This is a genomic window from Candidatus Cloacimonadota bacterium (assembly GCA_020532085.1).
In the GTDB taxonomy this organism is placed as follows: domain Bacteria; phylum Cloacimonadota; class Cloacimonadia; order Cloacimonadales; family Cloacimonadaceae; genus Syntrophosphaera.
Genome location: JAJBAV010000027.1, coordinates 1 through 23,784, shown reverse-complemented (window position 1 = coordinate 23,784; position 23,784 = coordinate 1). Strand labels below are relative to the sequence as shown.

General features: G+C 57.5%; 23 protein-coding genes and 3 tRNA genes. 24 read left to right on the top strand and 2 right to left on the bottom strand.

What is annotated here, in order from left to right; genetic code table 11:
* Positions 1 to 138 precede the first annotated feature (138 nt).
* From htpX to LHW45_07835, 18 genes are all read left to right on the top strand, one after another.
* On the top strand, positions 139 to 1,029 hold the full coding sequence (htpX, locus tag LHW45_07920) for a protease HtpX (GenBank protein ID MCB5285497.1): 891 nt from the start codon (positions 139 to 141) through the stop codon (positions 1,027 to 1,029).
* Positions 1,026 to 2,402 carry a 23S rRNA (uracil(1939)-C(5))-methyltransferase RlmD gene (gene rlmD / locus LHW45_07915; protein ID MCB5285496.1) on the top strand — a complete coding sequence of 459 codons (1,377 nt, stop codon included), beginning with the start codon at positions 1,026 to 1,028 and terminating at the stop codon, positions 2,400 to 2,402. The genes htpX and rlmD overlap by 4 nt, the downstream gene beginning before the upstream one ends.
* A complete protein-coding gene (locus LHW45_07910; GenBank protein ID MCB5285495.1) occupies positions 2,399 to 2,821 on the top strand; it encodes a hypothetical protein in 423 nt (140 codons plus the stop codon). The genes rlmD and LHW45_07910 overlap by 4 nt, the downstream gene beginning before the upstream one ends.
* Positions 2,822 to 3,037: 216 nt before the next feature.
* Positions 3,038 to 4,858 (top strand): SUMF1/EgtB/PvdO family nonheme iron enzyme, encoded by a 1,821-nt coding sequence (locus LHW45_07905; GenBank protein MCB5285494.1) that lies wholly within the window; start codon positions 3,038 to 3,040, stop codon positions 4,856 to 4,858.
* A 596-nt stretch (positions 4,859 to 5,454) separates the two neighbouring features.
* Positions 5,455 to 5,529 (top strand) — tRNA-Lys (locus LHW45_07900).
* Between the two features lie 5 nt (positions 5,530 to 5,534).
* Positions 5,535 to 5,609: transfer RNA gene (locus LHW45_07895), tRNA-Glu, on the top strand.
* 33 nt (positions 5,610 to 5,642) lie between these two features.
* Positions 5,643 to 5,718 (top strand) — tRNA-Glu (locus tag LHW45_07890).
* A 110-nt stretch (positions 5,719 to 5,828) separates the two neighbouring features.
* Entirely contained in the window at positions 5,829 to 6,767 is a 939-nt protein-coding gene (locus LHW45_07885; protein ID MCB5285493.1) for a M23 family metallopeptidase, read from the top strand.
* Positions 6,764 to 7,408 (top strand): thiamine diphosphokinase, encoded by a 645-nt coding sequence (locus tag LHW45_07880; protein MCB5285492.1) that lies wholly within the window; start codon positions 6,764 to 6,766, stop codon positions 7,406 to 7,408. Before LHW45_07885 ends, LHW45_07880 begins: the two co-directional genes overlap by 4 nt.
* Before the next feature lie 54 nt (positions 7,409 to 7,462).
* The gene (gene xseB, locus LHW45_07875) at positions 7,463 to 7,702 is read left to right on the top strand and encodes an exodeoxyribonuclease VII small subunit (protein MCB5285491.1); all 240 of its coding nucleotides are present in this window, start codon (positions 7,463 to 7,465) and stop codon (positions 7,700 to 7,702) included.
* On the top strand, positions 7,695 to 8,585 hold the full coding sequence (locus tag LHW45_07870) for a polyprenyl synthetase family protein (GenBank protein ID MCB5285490.1): 891 nt from the start codon (positions 7,695 to 7,697) through the stop codon (positions 8,583 to 8,585). The genes xseB and LHW45_07870 overlap by 8 nt, the downstream gene beginning before the upstream one ends.
* Positions 8,582 to 9,016 carry a dUTP diphosphatase gene (gene dut, locus LHW45_07865; GenBank protein ID MCB5285489.1) on the top strand — a complete coding sequence of 145 codons (435 nt, stop codon included), beginning with the start codon at positions 8,582 to 8,584 and terminating at the stop codon, positions 9,014 to 9,016. Before LHW45_07870 ends, dut begins: the two co-directional genes overlap by 4 nt.
* Before the next feature lie 16 nt (positions 9,017 to 9,032).
* On the top strand, positions 9,033 to 9,935 hold the full coding sequence (gene nadA / locus LHW45_07860) for a quinolinate synthase NadA (protein MCB5285488.1): 903 nt from the start codon (positions 9,033 to 9,035) through the stop codon (positions 9,933 to 9,935).
* 14 nt (positions 9,936 to 9,949) lie between these two features.
* On the top strand, positions 9,950 to 10,552 hold the full coding sequence (locus tag LHW45_07855) for a methyltransferase (GenBank protein MCB5285487.1): 603 nt from the start codon (positions 9,950 to 9,952) through the stop codon (positions 10,550 to 10,552).
* A gap of 1 nt (position 10,553) precedes the next feature.
* Entirely contained in the window at positions 10,554 to 11,387 is an 834-nt protein-coding gene (locus tag LHW45_07850) for a hypothetical protein (protein ID MCB5285486.1), read from the top strand.
* Positions 11,380 to 11,952: a CDP-diacylglycerol--glycerol-3-phosphate 3-phosphatidyltransferase gene (gene pgsA, locus LHW45_07845; GenBank protein ID MCB5285485.1), complete on the top strand. Its 573-nt coding sequence runs from the start codon at positions 11,380 to 11,382 to the stop codon at positions 11,950 to 11,952. The genes LHW45_07850 and pgsA overlap by 8 nt, the downstream gene beginning before the upstream one ends.
* Positions 11,949 to 13,016 carry a DUF4837 family protein gene (locus LHW45_07840; GenBank protein MCB5285484.1) on the top strand — a complete coding sequence of 356 codons (1,068 nt, stop codon included), beginning with the start codon at positions 11,949 to 11,951 and terminating at the stop codon, positions 13,014 to 13,016. The genes pgsA and LHW45_07840 overlap by 4 nt, the downstream gene beginning before the upstream one ends.
* Positions 13,013 to 14,737, top strand: a complete 1,725-nt coding sequence (locus tag LHW45_07835; protein MCB5285483.1) for a hypothetical protein — start codon at positions 13,013 to 13,015, stop codon at positions 14,735 to 14,737. The genes LHW45_07840 and LHW45_07835 overlap by 4 nt, the downstream gene beginning before the upstream one ends.
* Before the next feature lie 121 nt (positions 14,738 to 14,858).
* On the opposite strand, the gene LHW45_07830 is transcribed toward LHW45_07835, so the two are convergent.
* A complete protein-coding gene (locus tag LHW45_07830) occupies positions 14,859 to 15,305 on the bottom strand; it encodes a hypothetical protein (GenBank protein MCB5285482.1) in 447 nt (148 codons plus the stop codon).
* 267 nt (positions 15,306 to 15,572) lie between these two features.
* On the opposite strand from LHW45_07830, the gene LHW45_07825 reads away from it, so the two are divergent.
* The 5 genes from LHW45_07825 to LHW45_07805 all read left to right on the top strand — a co-directional run bounded on the left by LHW45_07825 (position 15,573) and on the right by LHW45_07805 (position 21,532).
* Complete coding sequence (locus LHW45_07825) at positions 15,573 to 18,284, top strand: DUF3987 domain-containing protein (protein ID MCB5285481.1); 2,712 nt, start codon at positions 15,573 to 15,575, stop codon at positions 18,282 to 18,284.
* Between the two features lie 649 nt (positions 18,285 to 18,933).
* Positions 18,934 to 19,773 (top strand): hypothetical protein, encoded by an 840-nt coding sequence (locus LHW45_07820; GenBank protein ID MCB5285480.1) that lies wholly within the window; start codon positions 18,934 to 18,936, stop codon positions 19,771 to 19,773.
* A complete protein-coding gene (locus tag LHW45_07815; protein ID MCB5285479.1) occupies positions 19,773 to 20,279 on the top strand; it encodes a hypothetical protein in 507 nt (168 codons plus the stop codon). The genes LHW45_07820 and LHW45_07815 overlap by 1 nt, the downstream gene beginning before the upstream one ends.
* 58 nt (positions 20,280 to 20,337) lie before the next feature.
* Positions 20,338 to 21,093 (top strand): hypothetical protein, encoded by a 756-nt coding sequence (locus LHW45_07810; protein ID MCB5285478.1) that lies wholly within the window; start codon positions 20,338 to 20,340, stop codon positions 21,091 to 21,093.
* A 145-nt stretch (positions 21,094 to 21,238) separates the two neighbouring features.
* On the top strand, positions 21,239 to 21,532 hold the full coding sequence (locus LHW45_07805; GenBank protein ID MCB5285477.1) for a hypothetical protein: 294 nt from the start codon (positions 21,239 to 21,241) through the stop codon (positions 21,530 to 21,532).
* Positions 21,533 to 21,841: 309 nt separating this feature from the next.
* On the opposite strand, the gene LHW45_07800 is transcribed toward LHW45_07805, so the two are convergent.
* Positions 21,842 to 22,387, bottom strand: coding sequence for a hypothetical protein (locus tag LHW45_07800; protein MCB5285476.1), 546 nt, complete (start codon positions 22,385 to 22,387; stop codon positions 21,842 to 21,844).
* A gap of 1,114 nt (positions 22,388 to 23,501) precedes the next feature.
* On the opposite strand from LHW45_07800, the gene LHW45_07795 reads away from it, so the two are divergent.
* On the top strand, positions 23,502 to 23,784 hold a 283-nt coding region (locus LHW45_07795), incomplete at its 3' end, for a hypothetical protein (GenBank protein ID MCB5285475.1).

Sequence of the window (23,784 nt, the reverse complement as noted above, 5' to 3'; positions counted from 1 at the left end):
AACTTTTGCGTCAAGGAGCGATGAGATGAAAACATGCCGCGGAACCTGTTTGTGTAAAAGCATTTCCAGTCCGTCCGCCAGCGGAAGCTTGTCGCGCATCGTGAAATGCTCATGCCCATTAAGGAGGAAAATCAACTCATGAAAGCATTGATCAAACGCTGGGGACTCTTCCTCACCGTCAACTTCCTGGTCCTGGCCGTGTTGGGTGTAATCATGCGGCTGGTGGGCGTTCCCACAGAAAGCTGGGTCCAACTGCTGATAATGTGCGCCGTGTTCGGTTTTGCCGGGTCGGTGATCTCGCTGTTTTCCAGCAAAGCGCTGGCCAAATCGTCCTACAAGATCACCCCCCTCACCCGCGAAAACGCTTCCGGCAAGGCCCTCCACCTCTATGACACTATCGAAAAAATGGCCGCCCACAAGGGCATTGTCATGCCGGAATTCGGCATCTACCAATCTCCGGACAACAACGCCTTCGCCACCGGCGCTTCCAAGGATAAATCGCTCATCGCCTTTTCCAGCGGCATCATGCAAAACCTGGACGAGGAAGAGCTGGCCGCGGTGGCCGGACACGAAATGACCCACATCACCGAAGGCGACATGGTTACCACCACCCTGTTGATGGGCACCATGAACACCTTCGTGCTGTTTTTGGCAAACGTGATCGCCTCCATCCTCAGCGCCCGCCGGGGCCAGCGGGATGAACAAAACGGCAGCGCCGGCATCATGAACAATGCCGGCCAATCCGCCATCGCTATGATCCTGCAAAACGTGCTGATGATCCTGGCCAACATCGTGATGGCAGCTCATTCCCGCCGCCGCGAATTCGTCGCTGATGCCGGCTCCGCACAGCTCACCAGCCCGGGACACATGATCACCGCCCTGGAAAAGATCAGCGGCGCTCACGTGCACACTGCCCGCAAGGACGCCTTCGCCATCGCCAAGATCAACAGCAGCCAGATCATGTCGCTCTTCGCCACCCATCCCCCCATTGAAAAACGCATCGCGGCCCTGCGCAAGTTGATGGTGTGAAGAAAAACTTCCAGCTCACGATCACCAAGCTGGCCCTTGAAGGCCACGGGATCGGGTTCAGCGAGGGCAAGGCCGTTTTTGTGCCCTACACGGCCGCCGGCGACGAGATCGAAGCCGAGCTGCTGCGCGAGCGCAAGGATGTGGCCTTCGCCCGGGTGAAAGAATATCTGCGCCGCGGAGAGGGAGTGATACCCTCGTCCTGCTCCTCCTTCGCCTCTGAGCTGCCCTGTGGCGGCTGCGACTGGCTCAACATCGACTATCCCATCCAGCTGAAATACAAGGGCGACCTGCTCCGCGAATTGCTCCAACCCCTGGCGCCAGAACTGGATATCCCCATGACCATAGCTTCTCCGGACACCCGCCATTACCGCAACAAGGCCTTCATGCCCGTGGGCGCCGGGGCTGGCGGCCTCAGCTTTGGCATCTACGCCCGCTGGTCACATCAGATAGTGCCTCACGAGTCCTGCCAGCTTCATCCCCCCGTTTTCGACGCCATCGCCCGCCGCTGCCTGCAGATCATGGACCAGACAGGGGTGAAGCCATATGACGAGGTGAACCACACCGGCACCCTGCGGCACGTGGGTTTCCGCTGTTCGCGGGACCGCCAGCGCGTGATCTTGGTCTTGGTGACCCGCTCCGGCAAGCTGCCCTTCACCCAGCTTCTGGTGAAACAGCTCACCGCCGAATTTCCGGCCATCACCGGCATCGTGCAGAACATCAACCGCGAGCGCGGCAACGTGATCCTCGGCTCGGAAGAAAAGCTGCTTTTCGGCGAGCCCTGGCTGCAGGAGGAGCTGGGGGGTCTGCGTTTCCGCGTGCATTACCGCTCTTTCTGGCAGGTGAACACGGCCACCCTGGAACTGATCATCGCCCACCTGAAAAGCAGGATCCCGCCGGGCGAAAACATCTACGACGCCTTTTCCGGGCTCGGCGCTTTGGGCCTCTCCCTGGCCGGGGAAGCCCAAAACGTCCTCTGCATCGAGGAAAACCCCAGCGCGGTGGCCGACGGCGAACTCAACCGGCATCAAAACCAGATCGCCAACGCCGGGTTTCTCTGCGCCCGGGTGGAAGATGCCCTGCCGGCTTTGCTTGCGCCCAGCCAGGGTGAAGCCCAGGCCCGGCCCGGCGTGATCATTCTGGACCCGCCCCGCGCCGGTGTGCGCCAACCCGCCCTGACAGCGCTGATCGAGGCCCGGATCCCCCGGATCTTCTACCTCAGCTGCTCGCCCATCACCCTGCACCGCGACCTCAAGATCCTCCTGGCCAGCGGCTTTTACCGCCTGAAGCAGCTGCAATCCTTCGACATGTTTCCCCACACCTGGCACGTGGAAACCCTGGCGGAGCTGGCCCTCGTTCCCTCGGAGGCAAAGTGAGATATTTCAGCGCGTTGCTGCTGTTTTTCGCCCTCTTCCTTGCCTCCTGTGATCCCGACCCCACCGCGGCCGATGAATACGAGATCCGCAACATCATCTACGACATCTCCCGCGATTTCAGCTGGGGCGAGGTGGATGGCATCATGGCCCATGTCCATCCGGATTTCCGCCACAGGGGCATGTACAGCGCGGAACTGCGCCAACTCTGGCTGAACCGCCGCGGCCAATACCAGCTGCTGGATTGCGAGATCAGCGAAGTGGAGGTCAATTACGACCGCGCCATCGTGTTCATGACCATGACCTTCCAGGCGGCCGATGCCACCTACAGCTATCCGGAACCCGAAACCTCCGGCGACGCCTCCTATTTCATTTATGAAGGAGGTTCCTGGCAGCTTCACGGCGACCAGACCTGGCGCTGAGGGTATCCTGGCGTCCAGCGGATTTGCCAGCAGGGACGACAGGAATGATGAACGGTTTCGCTGCCGTCGATGCTCGTTCCTCGCTCGACGCCAGCGTGTGAGCGTGGATGGCAGGATGTGATCGATTTCCAAGGATGTTACAGATTTAGCTGACCAAAAGGATGCAACGCGAAACAAGCTCTGACAGATCATAAATAAACCCAAGAGGGAACCATCATGCAGATAGGCACAGGCACGAAGATCCGCGATTACGTGGTGATCAGTCTGATCGCCCGGGGCGGCATGGGCGAGATTTTTCTGGCGCGGGAGGAATTGCTCAACCGCCAGGTGGTGCTCAAACGGCTGCAGTCCGGCCTTACCAGCCAGGAGGAATTTTACCGCCGGTTTGTGAATGAAGCCCGCATCCAAGCCCAGCTCAAGCATCCCAATATCATCCAGCTTTTTAACTTTTTCGAGCAGGATGGCGACTACTTCATGGTGCTGGAATACTTCCCCGGCATCACCTTGCTGGAACTGAGCGGCAACACTGGCCCCATCCCCGAGCGGCGCTGCCTGCGCATTTTCGAACAGCTGGCATCCGCGCTGAATTATGCCCATTCCCTGGGCGTGATCCACCGCGACATCAAAGCCCAAAATATCATGGTGGACCCCGCCAACGGCGATCTGGTGAAGATCCTGGATTTCGGCATCGCCCGCATCCTTGGCGACGCCCATCTCACCCGGCAGGGTAACTATGTGGGCACGCCTCTCTACATGAGCCCGGAACAGCTGTTGGGCCAGCCGGACGTCGATCACCGCACCGACATCTATTCCGCCGGAGTGCTGCTCTACGAGTTGCTCAGCGGCAGCCTGCCCTATGCCGGCGGCGCGGATAGCGAGTATGAGCTGAAACGGCGCGTGCTGGAGCAGTCTTTTCCCGATCCCCGCGAAAAATATCCCCACATCAGCCAGGCCACGGTCGACCTGCTGCGACGCCTCACCGCCAAGGACCGCAATGACCGTCCCTTCAAGCTGATCCTGCCTTCCGCCGCCACCACTTTCGGACCCGCGGAACCGCTTCCGGACTGGACTCCACCCTCAGCCGGGGAACAGGTTAGTCCTTCCCCGCCGGACCCGGCCCCCCAAAAACGCGGCCCCTGGCTCTGGCTGGCCGTGGCTCTGCTGGCTTTGCTGCTGGGCCTGGCCCTGCTGGAGGTCTTCGGCGTCACCAATTTTGTGGGCGGCGGGGACGACGGCTGGGACCTTTCGGAAGACCCGGAGTGGTCCGAAGCCACCCTCCCGGAAGGCATGGTGCTGGTGAAAGGCGGCTCGTTCCAGATCGGCACCGGTCAGGAAAATACGGTCTCCAATCTGCCGGCAAAGGTGAAAGTCTCCAGCTTTCTGATCGGCAAACATGAGGTCACCCAAGCGGAATGGATCGCCGTGATGGGCGGCAATCCCTCCACCTATGAGGGTTTGGACCATCCCGTGGAAACGGTTTCCTGGTACGGCGCGGTGGAATATTGCCTCCGTCGCAGCGAACAGGAGGGCCTCACTCCCTGCTACCGGATTTCCACCTCGCCGGACCCCGGCAATCTGAATCCGGAAGATCCCTACCGCTGGACGGTTGTAGTGGACTGGGATGCCTCCGGATATCGCCTGCCCACTGAAACGGAATGGGAATTCGCCGCCCGCGGCGGAAATCTCTCCCGGGGATACCTCTACAGCGGCTCAAACTCCCTGAACGACGTGGGCTGGTATGGCAAAACCTCGGCCAAAACCCGCCCCGTGGGTGGTAAAAGCGCCAATGAACTGGGCATCCACGACATGACCGGAAACGTTTGGGAATGGTGCTGGGACTGGCATCGGGGCAACGGCTACCGTTTTCTGAAAGGCACCGATCCCCGCGGCGCGGACAACGATTCCCTGCGCGTGATGCGCGGGGGTTCCACCATCAATCAGGACCCCAGCTATTGCACGGTTTTCAAACGCAACGCCAAAGCCCCGCACGAAAGCTACAAATACATCGGCTTTCGGGTTTGTAGAGCTGCCCGATAATTGTTTCCAATTACCCTTGCGCCTTCTGCAGGCAACAAAGCGAAGATAAGAAGATCCGAGGCGACCGGAACACCGGAATCATCCGGTCGGTCCATCAGAATTATCTGGTTTTTGAGAAAGTGAGGTTGTCATGTATAGGTATTATGTCTGTCTCTGAGAAATTAGGATTGCGCCGGATGAATCCAGCGGTCCGACCGGATAAATCCGGTGTTCCGGTGAGCAGCCAGAGCAGCCGAATGCGAATTGGCTGTGTTCCATCTTTCCTTTTTCTCATTTCTATTGGTTGATGGATGTGTCAACTTTTTTAGGACCAGACATGGCCCCCAATATCAATACGGTATCAATACGGATGAAATCCGTATTGATTCCGTATTGATACCGTATTGATATTGGGAGCCGGGCAGGATTTACAAGCTGAGGGACCGGGAAAAACAGCTTTGGCGGCCAGAGGCGGATCCCGGTCTGTCCTGTTTCAAGTGAAGCGTCCATGGTATTGGCACACAGCAAGATGAAGTTATTTATGCCCCCGCTTGGGCATTTTTCGCTTGACAGATAGGGGGAGTAAAAATTCTGTGGCAAAACCTAAGCAAAATTTTGGTCCAGTAACTCAGTGGTAGAGTATCTGCCTTTTAAGCAGAGAGTCGTTGGTTCGAGTCCAACCTGGATCACCAGCTGCGACCCCTTCGTCTATCGGTTAGGACACAAGATTTTCATTCTTGTAAGAGGGGTTCGATTCCCCTAGGGGTCGCCAAATTCTGAGCTGGTAAGCCGCGATATATAGAGTGTCCCGTTCGTCTAGTGGCCTAGGACTCGTGATTCTCAGTCACGCAACAGGGGTTCGATTCCCCTACGGGATGCCATTTTTTGGCCTCCGACCGACATCTCCCTCTCCCTCAAAAACCTCCTCCTGATCGTATTTGCCGCCGGAATCCTGCTCAGAAAATAATAAAACAGAGAGAGATCGCAAATAATGAAGGAAGATAAGAAACTGCGCGAGCTGCAGCCGGAGCTTTATCCGGACCGCCGGATCAAGTTCACGGTGGACAACATGGGCAGCAAACACAGCCTGGCCCTGCGCCCCTGGGTGCTGGTGCTGGTGGCGGCGCTGCTGCTCACCGGCCTGGCGCTGCTGGCGATATTTGCCGGCAGGGGACCCGGCGCCGCGGATGCGGAGCTGCTGGCCAAGCTGGAAAAGGAAAACAAGTTCCTGCAGGAAAAGGTGGGCGGCTACGAAGCGGAACTGGATTCCGTGATGGCCACCCTGGACACCCTGAACATCAATGTGCCCTCGGACACGCTGTCCTATCCCTCCTACAGCGAGGAACCCTTTGGCCCCGAAAACAAGCTGCAGGTGCATCCCGGGCTGGAAAAGAAACTCATCGGCATCGAGGTCAAGCTGGCCAACATCAAGCAGCGCCTGGGCTTTGCCCTCGAGGAAAGCAGGGGGGATTTCAAGCTTCCCTTCGGTTTTGACCGTCACGGAGACGGCATTCCCTCCATCCAGCCCACTTTCGGCGAGATCGTGAGCGGCTGGGGCACCCGCAGGCACCCGGTTTTGGGCGGATACCGCTTCCATCAGGGCATCGACATCGCGAACAAGATCGGCACGCCCGTCTATGCCACCGCCGACGGGGTGGTGGAACGCGCCCAGACGGAAAACGGCTGGGGCAAGGTGATAAACATCAACCACACCGACGGTTACAGAACCCTTTACGCGCATCTGCACAGCATCAAGGTGAGGGTGGGCGATGTGGTGAGCAAAGGCCAGATCATCGGCCTGATGGGCAGCACGGGAATGTCCACCGGTCCCCATCTGCATTACGGGGTGTACCGCGACGACAAGTCCGTGGACCCGGTTTATTACCTGAACCGCCTGGACACCAGCACCTACGCCTCCAACGGCAGATGAGATCAGGGGCCCGCACCGCCTGGCTGTTCACAGCCACCAGCCCGGAGGAGATCTTTGGCGGCTATGCCTCCATCGATCCAGGCCGGGACCTGGTGATCGCCGTGGATGCCGGTTTGGAGCGGGTTCACGCCCTGGGGCTGACTCCCGGCCTGATCATCGGGGACATGGATTCGGTGGACGCGGAACTGCTGGACCGCCATTCCGCCTGCGAGCAGCTGCGCCATCCCGCCCACAAGAACGAGACCGATACCGAACTCGCGCTGCTTTGGTGCCTGGAAGCCGGAGTGGCCGAGGTGGTTATCTGCAACGGCCTGGAAGGGCGTTTCGACCACAGCCTGGCCTTGCTGCAAAATCTGGATTTCCTGCGCGCCCAGGGTCTGCCCGCCCGGATCGAATCCGCCCGGCAGAAGGTCTGGTTCCTGAAGCCTGAAACGCTGATCAGCGGATGCCGGGGCTGCCTGCTTTCCCTGCTGGCCTGGGGTTCAGAAGCGGATTTAACAAGCTCCGAGGGCCTGCAATATCCCCTGGCCGGGCTGACCCTCTTTCCCCAAAAAGCGCGCGGAGTGAGCAACCGGATCGAAGCTGATACAGCAACGGTCAGACTTGCCAGCGGAATAATTCTGGCTATATTGACTAAATAAGCCAAAATTATCCTAAGATACGGTTGGACGGAAGAACCATTGGAGAAAAAAGACATGAATGAAAGCAACGATAGCCCGCTTCTGAGTTTCGAGAAGTCGCTGCGTTCTCTGGAGGCCACGGTGGAGCGTTTGCAGCAGGAACAACTTGACCTGGACCTGATGGTGAAGCTGTACGAAGAGGGCATCGAGCATCTGGAGGCCTGCCAGAAAGCGCTGGAAGGGGCTGAGCTCAGGATCCGGCAGCTGAACACCAGGATCAAGGCCGGCGAGAACGAAGGAAGCGAAAATGGATAGGAAAGTGCGCCTGAAAAAGGACATGAAAGAGAAACAGGAACTGGTGAACATCATCCTGGACCGTTATCTGCCCCGCAAGGACGAGTACCCCAAGAGCATCCACAAAGCCCTGCGCTACAGCGTTTTCGCCGGAGGAAAGCGCCTGCGGCCCTACCTGGCCATGTGCGCCTTTCAGATCTATGAGCCGGAGGTGGAAAAGATCACCCCCGTGGCCGCCGCCATCGAGATGCTGCACACTTTTTCCCTGATCCACGACGACATGCCTGACCTCGACAACGACGAATACCGCCGCGGCAAGAAAGCCACCCACGCCCTCTTTGGCGAGGGGGAGGCCCTGCTGGCGGGAGACGCCTTGCTGGTGGGCGCTTTCGAGCTGATCACCTACGCCGAGATCAAGCCCAAGATCCGTGTGCAGATGGTGCGCGAACTTGCCCGGGAAACCGGGGTGGCCGGCCTCATCGGCGGCCAGATGGTGGACATCGAGTCTGAAGGCAGGAAGGTGGACAAAAAGACCATCGGCTACATCCACGAAAACAAGACCGCCAAACTGATCAAACTCTGCCTGCGTTTCGGCGCTCTGGCCGGTGGCGCTCCGGCCGACGAACAGAAGGCCCTGGAAGAATACGGCCACAAGATCGGCCTGGCTTTCCAGATCATCGACGACCTGCTGGATATCGAGGGCGATCCCGACGAAATGGGCAAAACCGTGGGCAAGGACGCCCACGTTCAAAAAGCCACCTGGCCCTCCGTGCACGGCATGGCGGAATCCCGCCGCAAGGCTCAGGAACTGATCTCCCAAGCCCGCGAGGCCATCGCCCCGCTGGGTGAAAAAGCGGAGATCCTGGACACTTTGGCCGAATACATGCTCACCCGCAAATCATGAAGATCCGCTATAAACTGCTCAGCCTCACCGCCCTGCCGCCCCGGCGCATGACGGAAAACAGCGCGGGCTGGGATCTGAGCGCGGACCTGCGCGAACCCGAAATCTTGGAGCCGGGCGACCGGGCGGCCATCCCCACCGGCATCGCCGTGGAAATCCCCCGCGGCTATGAAGGCCAGGTGCGGCCCCGCAGCGGTCTCGCCCTGCATCAGGGCCTGGGCGTTTTGAACAGCCCCGGCACCATCGATGCCGATTACCGCGGCGAGGTGAAAGTGATCCTGATCAACAGCTCCGCCGAAACGGTGATCATCCAGCCCTGCATGCGCGTGGCGCAGCTGGTGATCTGTCCGGTGGCGGAGGCAGGCTTTGTGGAATGTGAGGAACTCGGAGACAGCGGCAGGTCCGACGGAGGCTTCGGACACACGGGACACTGAAGGCAAGGGAGAAACGGTGAAGATCGAGGAAAAGATCGACAAACTGCGCAGGGAGAAAGGGGCCCTCATCCTGGCGCACAACTATCAGATCGCTCCCATCCAAGACCTGGCCGACCACCGGGGGGATTCGTTGCAGCTCTCCGTGCTGGCCAAAGAGGCCCAAAGCAAGCTTATCGTTTTTTGTGGCGTGCGTTTCATGGCGGAAACCGCCGCCATCCTCAATCCGGAGGCGAAAGTGCTGCTGCCGGTGGCCGATGCCGGCTGCCCCATGGCGGACATGATCACGGCCGAACAGCTGATCGCCTTCAAGGCCCAGTATCCCGGCGCGAAGGTCGTCTGCTACGTGAATTCCAGCGCCGCCGTCAAGGCGGAGAGCGACGTTTGCTGCACCTCCTCGAACGCCGTGAAGATCCTCTCCTCTTTTCCCCAGGATGAAACCATCCTCTTCGTTCCAGACCAGAATCTGGGCACCTGGGCGGCCAAACAGGCCAAACGCAAGGTGATCGTCTGGCCGGGCTATTGCCCCGTGCATCAGTGGGGTTTCACCATGCGCAATCTGGACCACCTCCGCGCCGCCCATCCCGGATACCGGCTGATCGCCCATCCGGAGTGCGATGAAGACATCGTGCAGCAGGCCGACGAGGTGCTCTCCACCGGGCAGATGATGCGCTTCGTGGCGGAAAACGACAAGTTGATCATCGCCACGGACGCCACTTTCACCGCTTACCTGAACCACATTTACCCAGCCAAGGAACTGGTGGCCCTGAACCATCGCGCCCGCTGCCGCAACATGCTCAAGATCACCCTGCACGATCTGCTGCTGGCGCTGGAGGAAGAGCAGTTCGAGGTGCGGGTGCCGGAAGAGGTGGCCCGGCGGGCGAAACACTGCCTGGACCGCATGCTGGAGCTCTCCGTCTGAGCCTTTCCCGGCAGGTGGAGCTGTGGCCGGGCGGACCCCGGATCAACCAGCATTCGCAGGCGCAGCCGGTTTCCCACGCTGCCGTCGCGCTGCAGCAGGCAGCGCTGGAACTCTTTGGTCCCGGTCCGCGGCGGGTGCTCGATCTGGGCAGCGGCTGCGGGATCGTGGCCCTGATGCTGGCGCTGCGCCGTCCCCTCTGGCGGCTCGAAGGCCTGGAGGTGCAGCCGGGTCTTGTCTCCCTGGCCCGGGCCAACGCCATCCTCTGCGGAGCGGACATCCTTTTCCACCCCGGCGATCTGCGCTTTTTCACCGCCTCCGAGCCCTTTGACCTCATCATTTCGAACCCGCCCTGGCTGCTGCCCGGCAGCGGGAAAACCAGTCCCAGCCAAGCCCGCAATCTCAGCCGCTTTGAGTTGCTGGGCGGGCTGGACGACGTGCTGGCCTGCGTGAAGCGCAATCTGGCCCCGGCCGGCGAGGCCCTCCTGCTCTATCCGGAAGCGCGGGTGGCAGGGCTTTCGAAGGGCGCTCCCAAGACTTTGCTTGACATAATTTCCCTCTTTCCCGCCTCTGGTTTGCAAGAACACACCATCTGCCATATCCGGCATAAAGGACAATGAAATGAACTCCAGATTCCTGCTGATCCTGCTGTTGGCGATCCTGACCCTGCTGGGTTGGGCTTTCGTCCACCACCAATATCTTAGCAGCCGCCAAGCCCGGCTGGAACAGCTCGCGGAGCTGCCGGTCTACATTTACATGAACGAACCGGAGCGCCTGGACAGCCTCTATTTCCAGCTGCAGCGCGAGGTGCCGGAGATCGACTCCCTGGCCCGCGAAACCGGGCTCCAGGCCGCGGAGGAACTGCTGCAAAGCTATCCCGACCTGGGTATTCCGGCCAACGCCCAGCAGGAATTGCCCAACATCCTCACCCTTTGGTTCCAGCCCTCGGACGCCGCTTTCCGGGGCCGCGAAAAAGTGCTGCAGATACTCACCGCCAAAGGCCTCAGCGGAGAGGACGTCGATAGCCAGGAACTGGCCTGGGGACTGGCCCGGCAGGAATTGGACGCGCTCAGCTCCCGCTGGAGCAATTCCACCCTTTTCGTGGCGCTGGTGGTCTTTCTGATGCTGGTTTACGCCCGCCTCTTCCTCTATCTTTCGGAAGCCGCCGCCAACCGCGGGATGCGCGCCACCGTGCTGGAAAACATCAAGGCCGGGGAAACCGCCAGATGGCAAAACGGCATCCTGATCGCGGCGCCGGTGCTGGTGTCCCTGGGGCTCTACCATCTGCTGCTGGCTTTGGGCGCGATCGACCAACAGCTGCACTGGACATTCTTCGCGGTGCAGTTTGCCTCCGTGCTGGCCGCGGTCGTGGTGGCCATGCTGATCAACGGCATGCGCGAGCCGGAAAGCCCCGGAACCCACGGCATCACAGTTTCCACGCCGCCTCATGCGTAATCTGCCAAACCTGCTCACCTTGCTGCGGGTGCTGCTGATCCCCGTGTTCGCATGGCTGGTCTTCTTCAGCGCCGTCCCCAACCGCGTGGCCTGGGCCCTGCTGGTTTTTGCCGCGGCTTCCTTCACGGATTGGCTGGATGGCCATCTGGCCAGAAAATGGCAGGTGATCAGCGATTTCGGCAAGATCGCCGACCCTTTGGCGGACAAGCTTTTGGTGCTGTCCGCCCTCGCCGCGCTCACCTGGCTGGATCCCTATCGCCTCGTCTGGCCCATCTTCGCCCTCATCGCCCTGCGCGAACTGGGCATCACCATCCTGCGCGAGGTTTACAAGCGCCGCGGGATCATCATGCCCGCGGACAAGCTGGGCAAGCTGAAAACCGTGTTGCAGATGGCCGGTATCATCCTCGCCCTCGCCCTCTGGGCCTGGAAACCCGGTGCTGCCGCCTCTGCCGCCGCCCGGACCGCCGCCCACCTCTGGTTTGGGGCGGTCACTTTGCTTACCCTGGCCAGCGGATTAAATTATCTGAGGCCGAAGAAATTCACTCCGGCCCAGGAGGCAAAATGAAGAAGTTTATATTGCCCATGGCGTTGCTGCTGCTCGCTTTGGCTGGTTGCGGAAGGGAACCCGCCCCTTCGAACCACTTTGAAAGATACGACGGGCTGATCGACCCCGCCAAGCCCATCGCCTACGGGGAGGATCACGAGGTCCACCTGTTCGCGGCCGGCGCCAATCTGCCCGCGGTGAAGCCACCCCTGGAGGCCAGCCTCGCCCGCGGGGTCACCATCGTGGTGGAGGAACAGTATTTCTCCGTCAACTTTCAGGAGGCGGCCGCGCTCAACGACTTCAAGCCCTATAAAAACCTGGTTTACTGTGGCACCGTCGCCGGCCGGGACCCCGTTTCCCTGCACATCACCAAAACCCTCGCCCCGGAGCTCGTGAAGGCCGCCCAGGCCAGCGGAGCGGAGCTTTTCGTGATCAACAACCACTATTCCCGCGACCAGCTCATCCTCTACCTGCTGGCCAAAGACTCCGCCGCCCTGGCCAAACTGGCCGCGGACAGAAGCGAACAGATCTTCGGCTATCTGCTGGACCGCTATCGCCAGCGCCTGGCCCGGGCCGCTTACCAGAATGCCGTGATCGAGGACAAGTTCTTCGCGGACAGGCCTTTCTCGATCAAGATCCCCAATATCTACCGCCTCTGGAAAGACGATAAGACCGGACGCTTTCTCTCCTTCATCTTCCAGCCCGCCAAACCCACCCGCGACAAGGCGGACAAATACATCTCCGTCTATCACGAGCCCATGGCCGCCAACCAGGTGACCCCGGAGTGGGTTTACAAAACCAGGCAGGAACTGGGAAAGAAGTTCATGGATGGCGATTACATCCTGGAAGACAGATACCGCACGGAACCGGACAGCATCGCCGGCTTCAAGGGCCTGCGCATGACCGGGCACTGGGTGAATGAAAGCGCCGGCGGCTTCGGCGGTGGCTTCCAGACCTGGGCTTTCTGGCACGAGGCCAGCCAAACGGCATACCTGATCGACAACATCGCTTTCTTCCGGGATGGCTGGAAACTGCCTGCCCTGCTGGAACTGGGGATGATCTCCCAATCCCTCGAACCGAAGTGAAAAACCTCTCTCGGAGGCTGATAGCCGCGGGTCTGGCCGCCTTGCTGCTGGGAGCCTGCGCCACGGGCAGGTCCGCCCCCGCGCCCCGATCCGGACAGCCGAACTTCCGCTCCATCTACTACTTTTTGGTGGGAACCTACCACCAGAACGGCGCCGACCATGCCACCGCGGACGCCCTGCTGCGCAAAGCCGCCGCTGAGGACCCCCGCGCCCAAACCATCAGCCGCCAGCTGCTGCTGAACGCCATCGGGCGCTGGCAGCGGGAGGACCTTTCCAGCGCTGGGCTGCGCCGGGAATTGCTTGCCTATCAGCGGGATTATGGCCTCGATGAGGAGCTGCTGCATGCCGCCGCCGACCTTCACGAGGAGGAGGGCGATCTGCCCGCCGCCGCGGCCTGCCTGAACCGGCTGAGGGAGCTTTATCCCTCCGCCCGGGCCGATCTGAGGCTCTTCGTTCACGGCCTGCGCGCCGGAAACGAACCCAAGCTGGAGCTGCTTGAGGCCGCCCGGATCAAGGCGGATGACGATCCCCCCACCCTGAGGATGCTGGCCGGCATCTGGTTCCACTACGACCCCCTGCGGGAAAAGGAAGCTTTGCTGCGCGCCCACGAACTGGAACCCGACGAGGGTTCCTACGCCTATCTGGCCGATTACAGCGTGCGCAACGGCGATCTGGAGCTCGCCCGCCGCTATTTTTCCGAGCTCAGCTGGCCCGCCGACCGCGAACGCATGCTCTATCTGGCCGGCTCCGACTGGGTGACCGAACGCAACCCCCTGCTCGTCGAGCTGGCCCCCACCCTGCTGGCCACCGGCGATCTGGAGCTGATCAACCCCCTCGCTTTCGCCGCCCTGATGGAAAACCGGCCGGAGCTCCTGGAGGGGATCGCCGCCGCTCTGGATACGCTTTCCGCCCCGGACAGAGACAAACAGGACCTCCACGCGATGCTCATCGCCCAGGCCCTGCTCCAGCCGGAGGGCGAGATCTCTCCCCGCAGCGTGGCCCGGCTGGGCGAAAGCGGATATTTCGACGCCATCGTCAGCTACTACATCTGCGGCCTCACTTCCCGCCCCCCCGAAAGCTGGGAACTGGAAGACCCCGCGGCCTGGCCCGCTTTTCAAGCTGAACTGGTCCGCCGTTTCCCTCCCGGCCCCGCCGCCGGCTATCTCAATGCCTTCGTACAAACCATCCGCGACAGCGCCTATGCCGGGCTCATCGACGCCAAACACGCCCTCATCCTCAACCTGCGGGAAAGCCACAACCTCTCCGAAGACGATTATTCCTTCCTCATGAGCTATTACCAGCTAAACCGCCGGGAGGGCCTCTATCTGGATATCCTCGCCGAAGCGCTGCGCCAGTGGCCGGACAACCCCAACTATTGCAACGACATGGGCTACCGCATGCTGCTGGCCGGAGAGGATCCGGAATCCGCCGCCGCGCTCATCCGCCACGCCCTCGTCTTCGAGCCCGACAACATCTATTTCCTGGACAGCCTGGCCTGGTACCACTACCTGGTGGGCGAGTTTGAGGAAGCCCTGCGCCTGATGGACCTGCCCCAAAGGCAGGACGAACTCCCCGCCGAGATCGCCTGGCACATCGGCGCCATTTACCTCGCCTTGGAGGACTATGCAGACGCCCGCGTCTGGCTGCAAAAATGCCTGGACACCGGAAACGACCCCACCGCCGAACAGGAGGCCCGCGAAGCGCTGGAACTGCTGCCCTGAAACTCTCGCCGGAGGCTGGGCCGCCACCGCTCCACCACGCCAACACGTAATCACGCCAACTCTTTCACTCTTTCTCCCTGTCTCTCCATCTCTGTGTCTCTGCGCCTCTGTGTTACAACCCTCACATCAGCCTGTCCAGCAGCTCAGCTCCGTTCACGGAAGGCAACAGACCCGCTTCCACGGCGCTTTTCACGCTGCGGCAAGGCAGGTCGCCGGCTTCAATCTGGGCGCGGGTAACGAATTCCAGGTCCAGTCCGGGGTAGAGTTTCACCAGGTTCCACATCAGCTTGGAAAAGGCGTTGTACCAGCTTTGCAGGATGAAGTCTTCGTTGGCCATGCTGCCATTGAAGAGGCTGACATAGATCTTCAGGTCCTGGCGGTAGCCGTCGGAAAGGTTGAGGCGTTTGAGGTTGGTGGCGATGCGCCCGAAGCGGCGGTTGTTCTCGTTGGAGCGGGGTTTCACGTGCAGGCGCACGATCACCCGGTTCAGGCGGCGGTTGAAGTAGTACACCAGGCCGTCGCAGGTGCCGGTGTAGCCCAGCAGCATGTTCTTGAATTTTGCTTTCATTAGAAACTCCTTGTAGTTTGAAAGGTACCTCCCGAATGCCTCCCGCCTGCAGTGCGGGAATCATTGGAGAGAGAGGAGGGTTTTGTTCGACCGTGGAAACATGTCCCTCTATATATAAGGGGTCAGAAAAATGGGTTTAGTCAAGAACAAATATTCAACCGGGCGAATTACAGGCTTTGAAAATAACTTACTTGACTTTTGGCCGTTTTCTGACCCCTTATCTTATGAGGGGCCCCTCCAAAATAATGAATTTGGAGACCTCAAACCATGGAACAAACACAAATCAATCCCCTGAACCTCATCACTTTCGGCAAATCCATCACCCGTCCGGAAGCGATCGAGACCATGCCCGCCGTCAACCTGATGGCGATGCTGCAAGCCGGCCAGTGGCGCAAGCCCATCGAGGCCATCCGTAAAGAGAAAAACCCCATCCTGCAAAAGGAAATGAAGCTGCGCCTGCCCTACTTCGTCTATGGCGTGCTGGAAGGCAGCCGCAGCGAAGAGAACGTGCGCCAGGTGAACGGCATCGTTTTCGACTTCGACCACGTGGGCGAGATCATCCCGGCCAAACAAAAGCTGATGGGCGCCGCGCCCTGGTTCCGCTGGCTGTTCCGCAGCCCCGTGGACGGATTGAAGCTGATGATTCCCTTCAGCCGGCCCGTGACCGACAAGGCGGAATACCTGCTGATCTGGAACCTGCTGAAAGCCGAGATCGAGGCCAAAAGCGGCTTCCAGGCCGACAACACCCCCGACCTCTGCCGCGCCTGCTTCCTGAGCTGGGACGACGACGTGATCACCTGCCCGGAAGAGTGGCTTCTGGACCTGGACGAGTGGCTGCGCGAGCATAACACAGAGTCACAGAGGCGCAGAGACGGGGAGAAACAGGGAAAAGGAGAAAAGGTTGCGGACGGTGTTGGACGGAAGGTTGACGTCCCCGTCAACCAGATAACAGGAGCGACCGACGTCCCCGTCGGTCAAGGCCCGGAGGGCCTTTCAGGACCAAAAGACAAACCCCTGCGGGGTTTCGCAAACGGGGACGTTTGCGGCTCCTGTAACGCGGCGGACGTTTGCGGCTCCACGATCACACTCGACGAAGTGCAGGCCAAATCAGCCGTGGAATACCTCGCCCAGCGCAAGCTGGACCGGCGCGAGTGGATCCGCTGCGGCATCGCCCTCTATAACCATTTCGGGGAGGACGGCATCGTTTACTGGCTCCAGTTCGCCTATAATCCGAATTACAGCGACACCCCGGAGGACCTGCGCAAGGTTTGGGAACGGCTGAAGAAATACCCCGGCGTCAATATCGGCACGCTGTTCTACATCGCGGAACAAAATGGCTGGGTAAATGCCATAACCACAGGAGCGACCGACGTCCCCGTCGGTCAAGGCCCGGAGGGCCTTTCAGGACCAAAAGACAAACCCCTGCGGGGTTTCGCAAACGGGGACGTTTGCGGCTCCTGTAACGCGGGGGACGTTTGCGGCTCCTCTGACATCCGCTCCGGCTCTTCAGGCGAAAACACCCGGAAGGTCGACGTCCCCGTCGACCAAAAGCCCGCAGGGCTTTGTGGAAAGGCGAAAGGGTCGCTCCTGCGGAGCGAGGTTGACGGGGACGTCAACCTTCCGAAACCCACCCTCGCCGATTTCCCCGAACTCCTCGATCTCTTCCGCCGCCCCCAAAACATCCATCTGGACCGCGACCAACTGCCGCGCGAGATCGTGGGCTACCTGGACCTCGTGGGCCGCATCACCGACGCCCAGGACGGCGCCAAGCTCACAGCCTTCCTGCCCGTGGTGGCGGCCACCATCGGCAACAAGGTGTTCATGTACAACGCCGGAACGCGGCATTACTGCAACATCTGGGCCGCCATCATCGGGCCCTCCACCGTTTCCCGCAAAACCACCGTCATCAACCAGGCGATGAAGATGCTGCAGCCCTTCAAGGAAACCCTGCGCGAGCTTTCACCCAAAGAACGCAACGAACAGGACATCGAGCTCAGCAGGGTGACCCAGGCGCGGCTTTACAACCTCCTCGCCATCAACCCCAACCGCCTCATCCTGCAGATGGAACTCAGCGCCTGGATGCGCGAAATGGGCAAATCCTACAACGCCGGGATGAAGCAGGAGATCACCGACATGTTCGACGGCAAGGACCGCTCGATAGCCAAGATGGAGATCGACGAACACATCGCCAAACCCGCCTTCAGCATCGTGGGCGCCACCACCGAGGACTGGTTCTTCCAGGAACTGCGCGAGGTGGCGGACCAGCGCGGCGGCTTCCTCCAGCGCTTCATCATCTGCATCATCCAAAACATCGACGTCAACGAACTGCGCCTGGCCAGCGTGGACGCCTCCGACTGCGACCGCGAACTGGCGGCCTGGGACGAGATGCTGGCGGTGTTCCGGAGCCTGCCCGATTCCCGGCGGCTGCTGGCCTCCGAGGAGGCCGGGGACTTCCGCGACGCCATCTACGCGGACCTGATGAAGGCCATCGCCCTCAACGCCAACGACCCTCAGGCGGCCTACTGCGCGCGCATCTTCGACAACTACTTCTGGCGCTTCTGCATCCTCATCTTCCTGCTGAAAAACTGGCGGGACCTGCGCGAAGCCAGGGACAACGACCACCTGCAAACCTGGTTCCTGCACAACAAAGTGGACACCCGCACCGCCAAAGAGGCCTGGTATCTCTGCCAGTATTACTACGAGAACACCCGGCCCTTCCTGAAGCAGCTAACCGAAGGAAGCAAGCTGGATGAGGAACGCCACCTGTTGAAGATCCTCCAAAAAGCGCCGGGGCAGGAACTGGGGCATTCCCGCCTGCTCTGCAAATCAAGGATGCCCTCCCGGGATTTCCGCAAGTGTGTGGAGAGCCTGGTGGAGCGGCAGGCGATAATCTTCCATGAAAGAGATTCGGGGTACCGAAACAGAGTCAGCATGGTTTACAGCCTCAATCCCGTATTGAACGACGTGGATATCTCCTGACCAAGCAAGGAAGGCAGGGTGGCGAAAGTTGCCCTGCCTCTGTTTTAATGTTTCTAATTGTTCTAACATTTCCCTGGCTTTTACACCCTCACAGGGCGTTTTAATTTTTCTAATTTTTTAATAGTTCCCTGTCTCGGAGCCGGAGGTCGATGCCGGATGTGGATAAGTGACAGTTGTTCAAGATAAGACTATATATAACATATATATACCTATATAACTACTAATACCTACTATATTAGTATATATTATATCTATATAGTATATATATCAGTATCTTACATGTTCCTCGTCCTGGTTCTGGAGCCGGTGAGTGAAAAGGCCACCAGACAGGGAACTATTAAAAAATTAGAAATATTAAAATGGCGGCTGCCGATTCGGGGATTCCGGGTTTATGATGTGTTCCGGGCGCCAGGCAGGGAATTAATGAAAAATTAGACAAAATGAAATGGGTTAACAGGGCGATATCCATTGAGGTAAAGCCATTATGATTTGGCTCCGCGTGCAGGCAGGGGACATCTTTACAATCATGTCCCAAAACCGAGTATCAGAGTTTAAACAGAAAACAATTGACAAGATTGTTGGTTTCATTTAGGTGTAATTTTAGTGTTTTAGGACATAAGCTAATTCTGGAAGATATGGGAGGTGTTATATGCCAATACCCTTAGCGGTGCCTTTTGTTATTATAATTGGTGGACCCATTTTGTACGCTATTTTATGGAGAAAAATATGGAAATACTTCCACGGTAAAACCATCTGTATAATGGGTGAGAGATTTGTGGGGAAATCTGTCATTGCCAATTTCATACAAACAGGCTTATACCAAGAGGAATACAATCGCGTAAATTCAGAAAGAAAGCTCAAAGTGTCAAAGAAATTCAAAGATGCAAAAATATTTGTAAAATATCTCTATGATGAATCAGGAGCTGACGACCAAATAAATCTCTGGGAGATAAGACTTAAAGATTCTGATTTTGCTATGTACCTATTTCGCGCAGATCTAATATATGGCATGGAGCTTAAGGATATTATCAGATATTTTAATGTCGATGACATCAGCCTTAAGAAGAAATTCAAGCAATTCACAATTTATTTTGGCATGTATCTGAAAGATACAGGATTTCCTTATGAACACCCTGATTTCGACATCAATGGAGAGCAATTCGAGAAGCTATCTATGTTTTACGATAACTATAAGAAAAGATCAGTTAGAAGAATACGGGATGATTTTTGCCAGATCAATGATTGGATAAAGAAATCTCCGAAAAAGATAGTACTGGTAGGAACCCATGCTGATTGGATACCTTGGCACGAAAAGGGATCGATGCTGAAAGGAAGAGACATGTTTGACAGATTCAAAGATGAGTTACTTACAAAGGTTCCAGAGATCAGCAGACAGATGGCGAACAGACTAGTGATTGGAGGACTGGATGGGTTCGATGAGACGGAATCAGTAGTTATCCAAGCTTTGAAACTTTTAAAGGAGAACTGATGAAATCACGTATTTATTTCTGGACCAAGGATCTCGGCCATATGACCAGGGATCTGTTCTATGACGCAACGGAAAAGGGTGAATACATCACGATCGAATCTGGCATTCAAGAAGTAATCGTGTCCGCGTCCCGGGTAACGACAGAAGGTCGAAATATTCGTGGCACCGATGGCAATGTAGACTTGTACATACATAAAAACGACGCGGTCTTGAATGTCAGAAATAATGAGACTGATCCCGCGAACAGGTATGCCATCATCACGATGTTTGTAGAGAATGTGTTTTCATACGCTGAAAATGAATGGGATAACCTAAGAACTAAACTGGAAGATTTTGCGAAGTCACTATCAAGGACTTTTCCTGAGAACACCCTCAAAGAATTTCATACAGTATTCCAAACTATCCAGAATCAAAAAAAAAAACGCTTCATACGGGTGATCTTAGTATCGACACTGGCATTGTTAATAGTCTTGTTGTTGGTTATAATCTATCTAAACAAAAGGTAAAGCCCATACGAAAACCTTTACTAAGTCTATTGGAATCAGTAAGAAAGGAGGTAAAAAAATGTCTGACAAAAATTATCTGGTAGCGGAGCCGGGAAGTAGAAAGATAATTATGATCTTATCGCACCCTGAATACCTTAGGATGCTAAACAAAGGAGACGGAGGACTGCGCGCAAACTCGAGTATATTAGTTTCCGATTATGATCAGATAAGATCGGATCCCGATTATGTGAATTTACTTGGTGAACTCATTGCGCCAGACACAGTTTTAATGCAAAGCCCCTATTCCGAAGTCATGTACGAGACAACATCCCAGGCTTTATACACCTTTTCTATTGCCAAGCACATGATAGTAGCTGAGTTATTGCAGCTATTAGGTTGTCGGAAAATACACCTGAGCCAACTCGATGTGGTCCAAGAAAAGAAAACCAGAGAAATAGAGTTTGATGCAAAGAATCCAAAAGTCAAAGGAAAGTATAAATCACTGAATCTGGATGAGAAAAGTCTATGCAAGTTTATTGGTCTTGAAGCGGAGTACCCCAGCGGAAAACCCAACATAGAGAAAGCGCGAGAGCTGTTGGTACGCAACAAACTAGCTAAGGATTTCATTCTGAATTCTTGGATCAATCAACGGCTAAATGCTGATAACAGACTCGAAAAGTTTGACTTCAAGGTCACGCTATCAGAAGAAACAAAGCACATGGCTGAGCACCATCTAAGCGTGGATATCCCTGCTTTCTTGAAACTCAAGGGAGACACAAAAACAGAAGAAATCAGGAAAACTGCTTTGATAGTTACATACGCCGTAGAATTTTAGTCTATCAATGATTATGTCTATATCTGTTTAGTAGAAGTGAGCGCTATCTTGTTGGAAATCAAACACTGAGATATCTTTCAACTCCCGAGTGCCGGATGTTGACAGCCATCCCACCAATCTTGAAGTCGCAATTTGCAACCTCAAGTTGGGGAGGACGACGGACAGCACCTACGCCTTCACGGAACACGGGGCGATCATGGCGGCTTCGGTGCTGAATACTCCCAAGGCTGTGGAAATGAGCGTCTTTGTGGTGCGGGCTTTCATCAAACTCCGCGCCCTGGCGATGCAGTATAAGGAACTCACCCGTAAGCTGGCACAGATCGAAGCAAGGCTGGGCGAACACGACACCGCCATCCTGGAGATAGTGGGCGCCATTCGGCAACTGATGGAGCCGCCCGCCCCAAGACAGAAAGAGGTGGGGTTCAAACCGTCCAAGTGAGGGGTGATCTTTTTTCAAGCATCTTCTCTGGTTCCGTGCTATTCCGCGACCCATTCTTTTTGGCTATTCCCGCGTGGCCTGGATTCCGGGGCCCCCACCCCGGAATGACACGGCGGAGCATGGCTTTTCTCTGTCTCTCTGTCCCTCTGTTTTGATAAATCTTTTGTGCCTCGGAATGAATTCCGGGCACCCAACAAGCTGAAGCTTATGGTACAAACGAAAAAGCGGACGGGGTGTTGATCCGTCCGCTAATTCTTTAGAGGCCGCCATTGGTCAGTGGCGGCCAGTTTTCATCCTCCGCCGCTGGATTCATTCCAGCCAGAGGAAGGGATCTCCCGGCCGGACGTGGGCCAGGAGGAATTTGAACACCTCCGGGGCTTCTTTTTCCGCTTTGGCCAGGAGATAGTACCAGGCCTGCATGTTCGCCTGGTAGTTTTTCACGCGGGTGGTAACGAAGCTCCTGATGCGTCCTTGGGGGGTGTTGACCTCAGCCAGGAAGGCGCGGATGGCCCGCAGCTCGCCGGCGCAGGCGTCGGCCTGGTCCTGATGGCCGAGATCGAGGTGGGCGGCAATCGCTTTAAGCAACTGTCTGGCGCGCTTCCGGCATTCGTAAAGGGCCCGGTTATCCGTCATCGGGACCAGCTGTTCGCGGATCACGCCGTGGGAGTAGCCGTTCCAATCGCAATCATCTTCCGCCAAAGGAGCCTGGAATTCGCGGTTGGCCGGCTCGCGCGTGTAAAAAGCGCTCAGCGCCAATCTGGCGCCCAGCAGTTTGCGCCGTCTGGCCTTGAGCCAGGCCAGGGCGCGGTTCAGTTCATAGTTCTCCAGACCTTGTTCAGATTGCCTGGGGGTCATCGCCTCTCCTTTGAGGGCTGGGGTCGGGGTCGGCGTTGTCGCCGGGGTTGGACGCTCCGGTTAAACTGGCGTCCGGCCTGAACATTTGAGATAATGCCGGTTTCAGCATCGTTACTCCCCGCCGGAGCGTGCCGCTTGCGGAAGCTGGGGGTGGAAAGTTATCCACATCCATCCACATCCTTCCACAATTTTCCTTGACAGAAACCAGAACCGCCATAGAAAGACAAAAGCTACTGCCTTATAACGGTAACAAGCTCTGCCGGTGGTGTGGCAGCACTGCCGGCTTTTGTAAATTTCGCGCCCCCTGAGGGGCTTTTTTTTTGCCCTGGTTGGCTATCCGAAACCGTGGCAGCGGCTTGCCGGAAAGGCCGGGGCAAAATCGTTCTGCCGTCGCCAAAATATTTTCGCTGAATACCCTGTCAAGCTATTTCCGGGTGTTTTTCAGCTTTTTTTCCGGAACCCCTTTAAGGCTTTGGAGATAGGAATCAAGCCGGTTGGAACGGGATCGGGGTGCTTGCGGCGCAAAACACTATTCCGCAAATGTTTGGGGAAATATCGCCGGATGTGACCACAGCCAGGCAGTTGTTTTTTCCTACGGATGCGACGGATTCAACGGATTGTACGGATGTAAACGTCGCCACTTAGCCTCGGAGTGTCATTCCGGGGACGCGCGCGACAGCACGCGAAGACCCGGAATCCAGCCCTGGCGGGAATAGCCCATCCTAGACACAGGCCAATGCGGGGTCGATCCAGACGCAGTCTGCATCGACACCTTCCCAGGGCATTAGCCAAACCGTCTGGATTCCTGGGCCCCGGCGTTAAAACGCCACCCCGGAATGACAGGCTGAGGCTGGGCGGATAGACCGTCTGGATTCCGGGACCCCAGCGTTAAAACGCCACCCCGGAATGACAGGCTGGTTTGAACCCCTACAACCCATCCGCGCCATCCGTGCCATCAGCGTGAACCCCTCTTGATCCCGATGATCCCCCTTGGTGGCGATATTCCCCTTGCGTACCCCTGTTTTTCTCATACGCACGTTTATAGAGGGAAGTTTTTTTACTCGCGCGCGGAGCGAAAAAGCGGACCCCGAATCCAAACAAGGAGGACAAAGCCATGAAGGTAAGATTCAAATACGGCATCGCCACCTACAGCGGCACCATCGACGAGATGGTCTATGGCAGCTACCGCGACGACAAGCTGTGCATCGGTCGGGATTACGTGTATCCGCGGCTGACCGCCAACAACGCCCTTGTGGGCAGCGTGGGCAAAAACCTGGCCGAGCTGTGGTCCAACGCTTCGGCGGAGTACAAGGCGGACCTGAAAGAGTACAGCCAGCGCAACGGCATGGAAAACGTGCCCAAAACGCAGCTTCCGCCCACCAACTACGCCCTGTGGA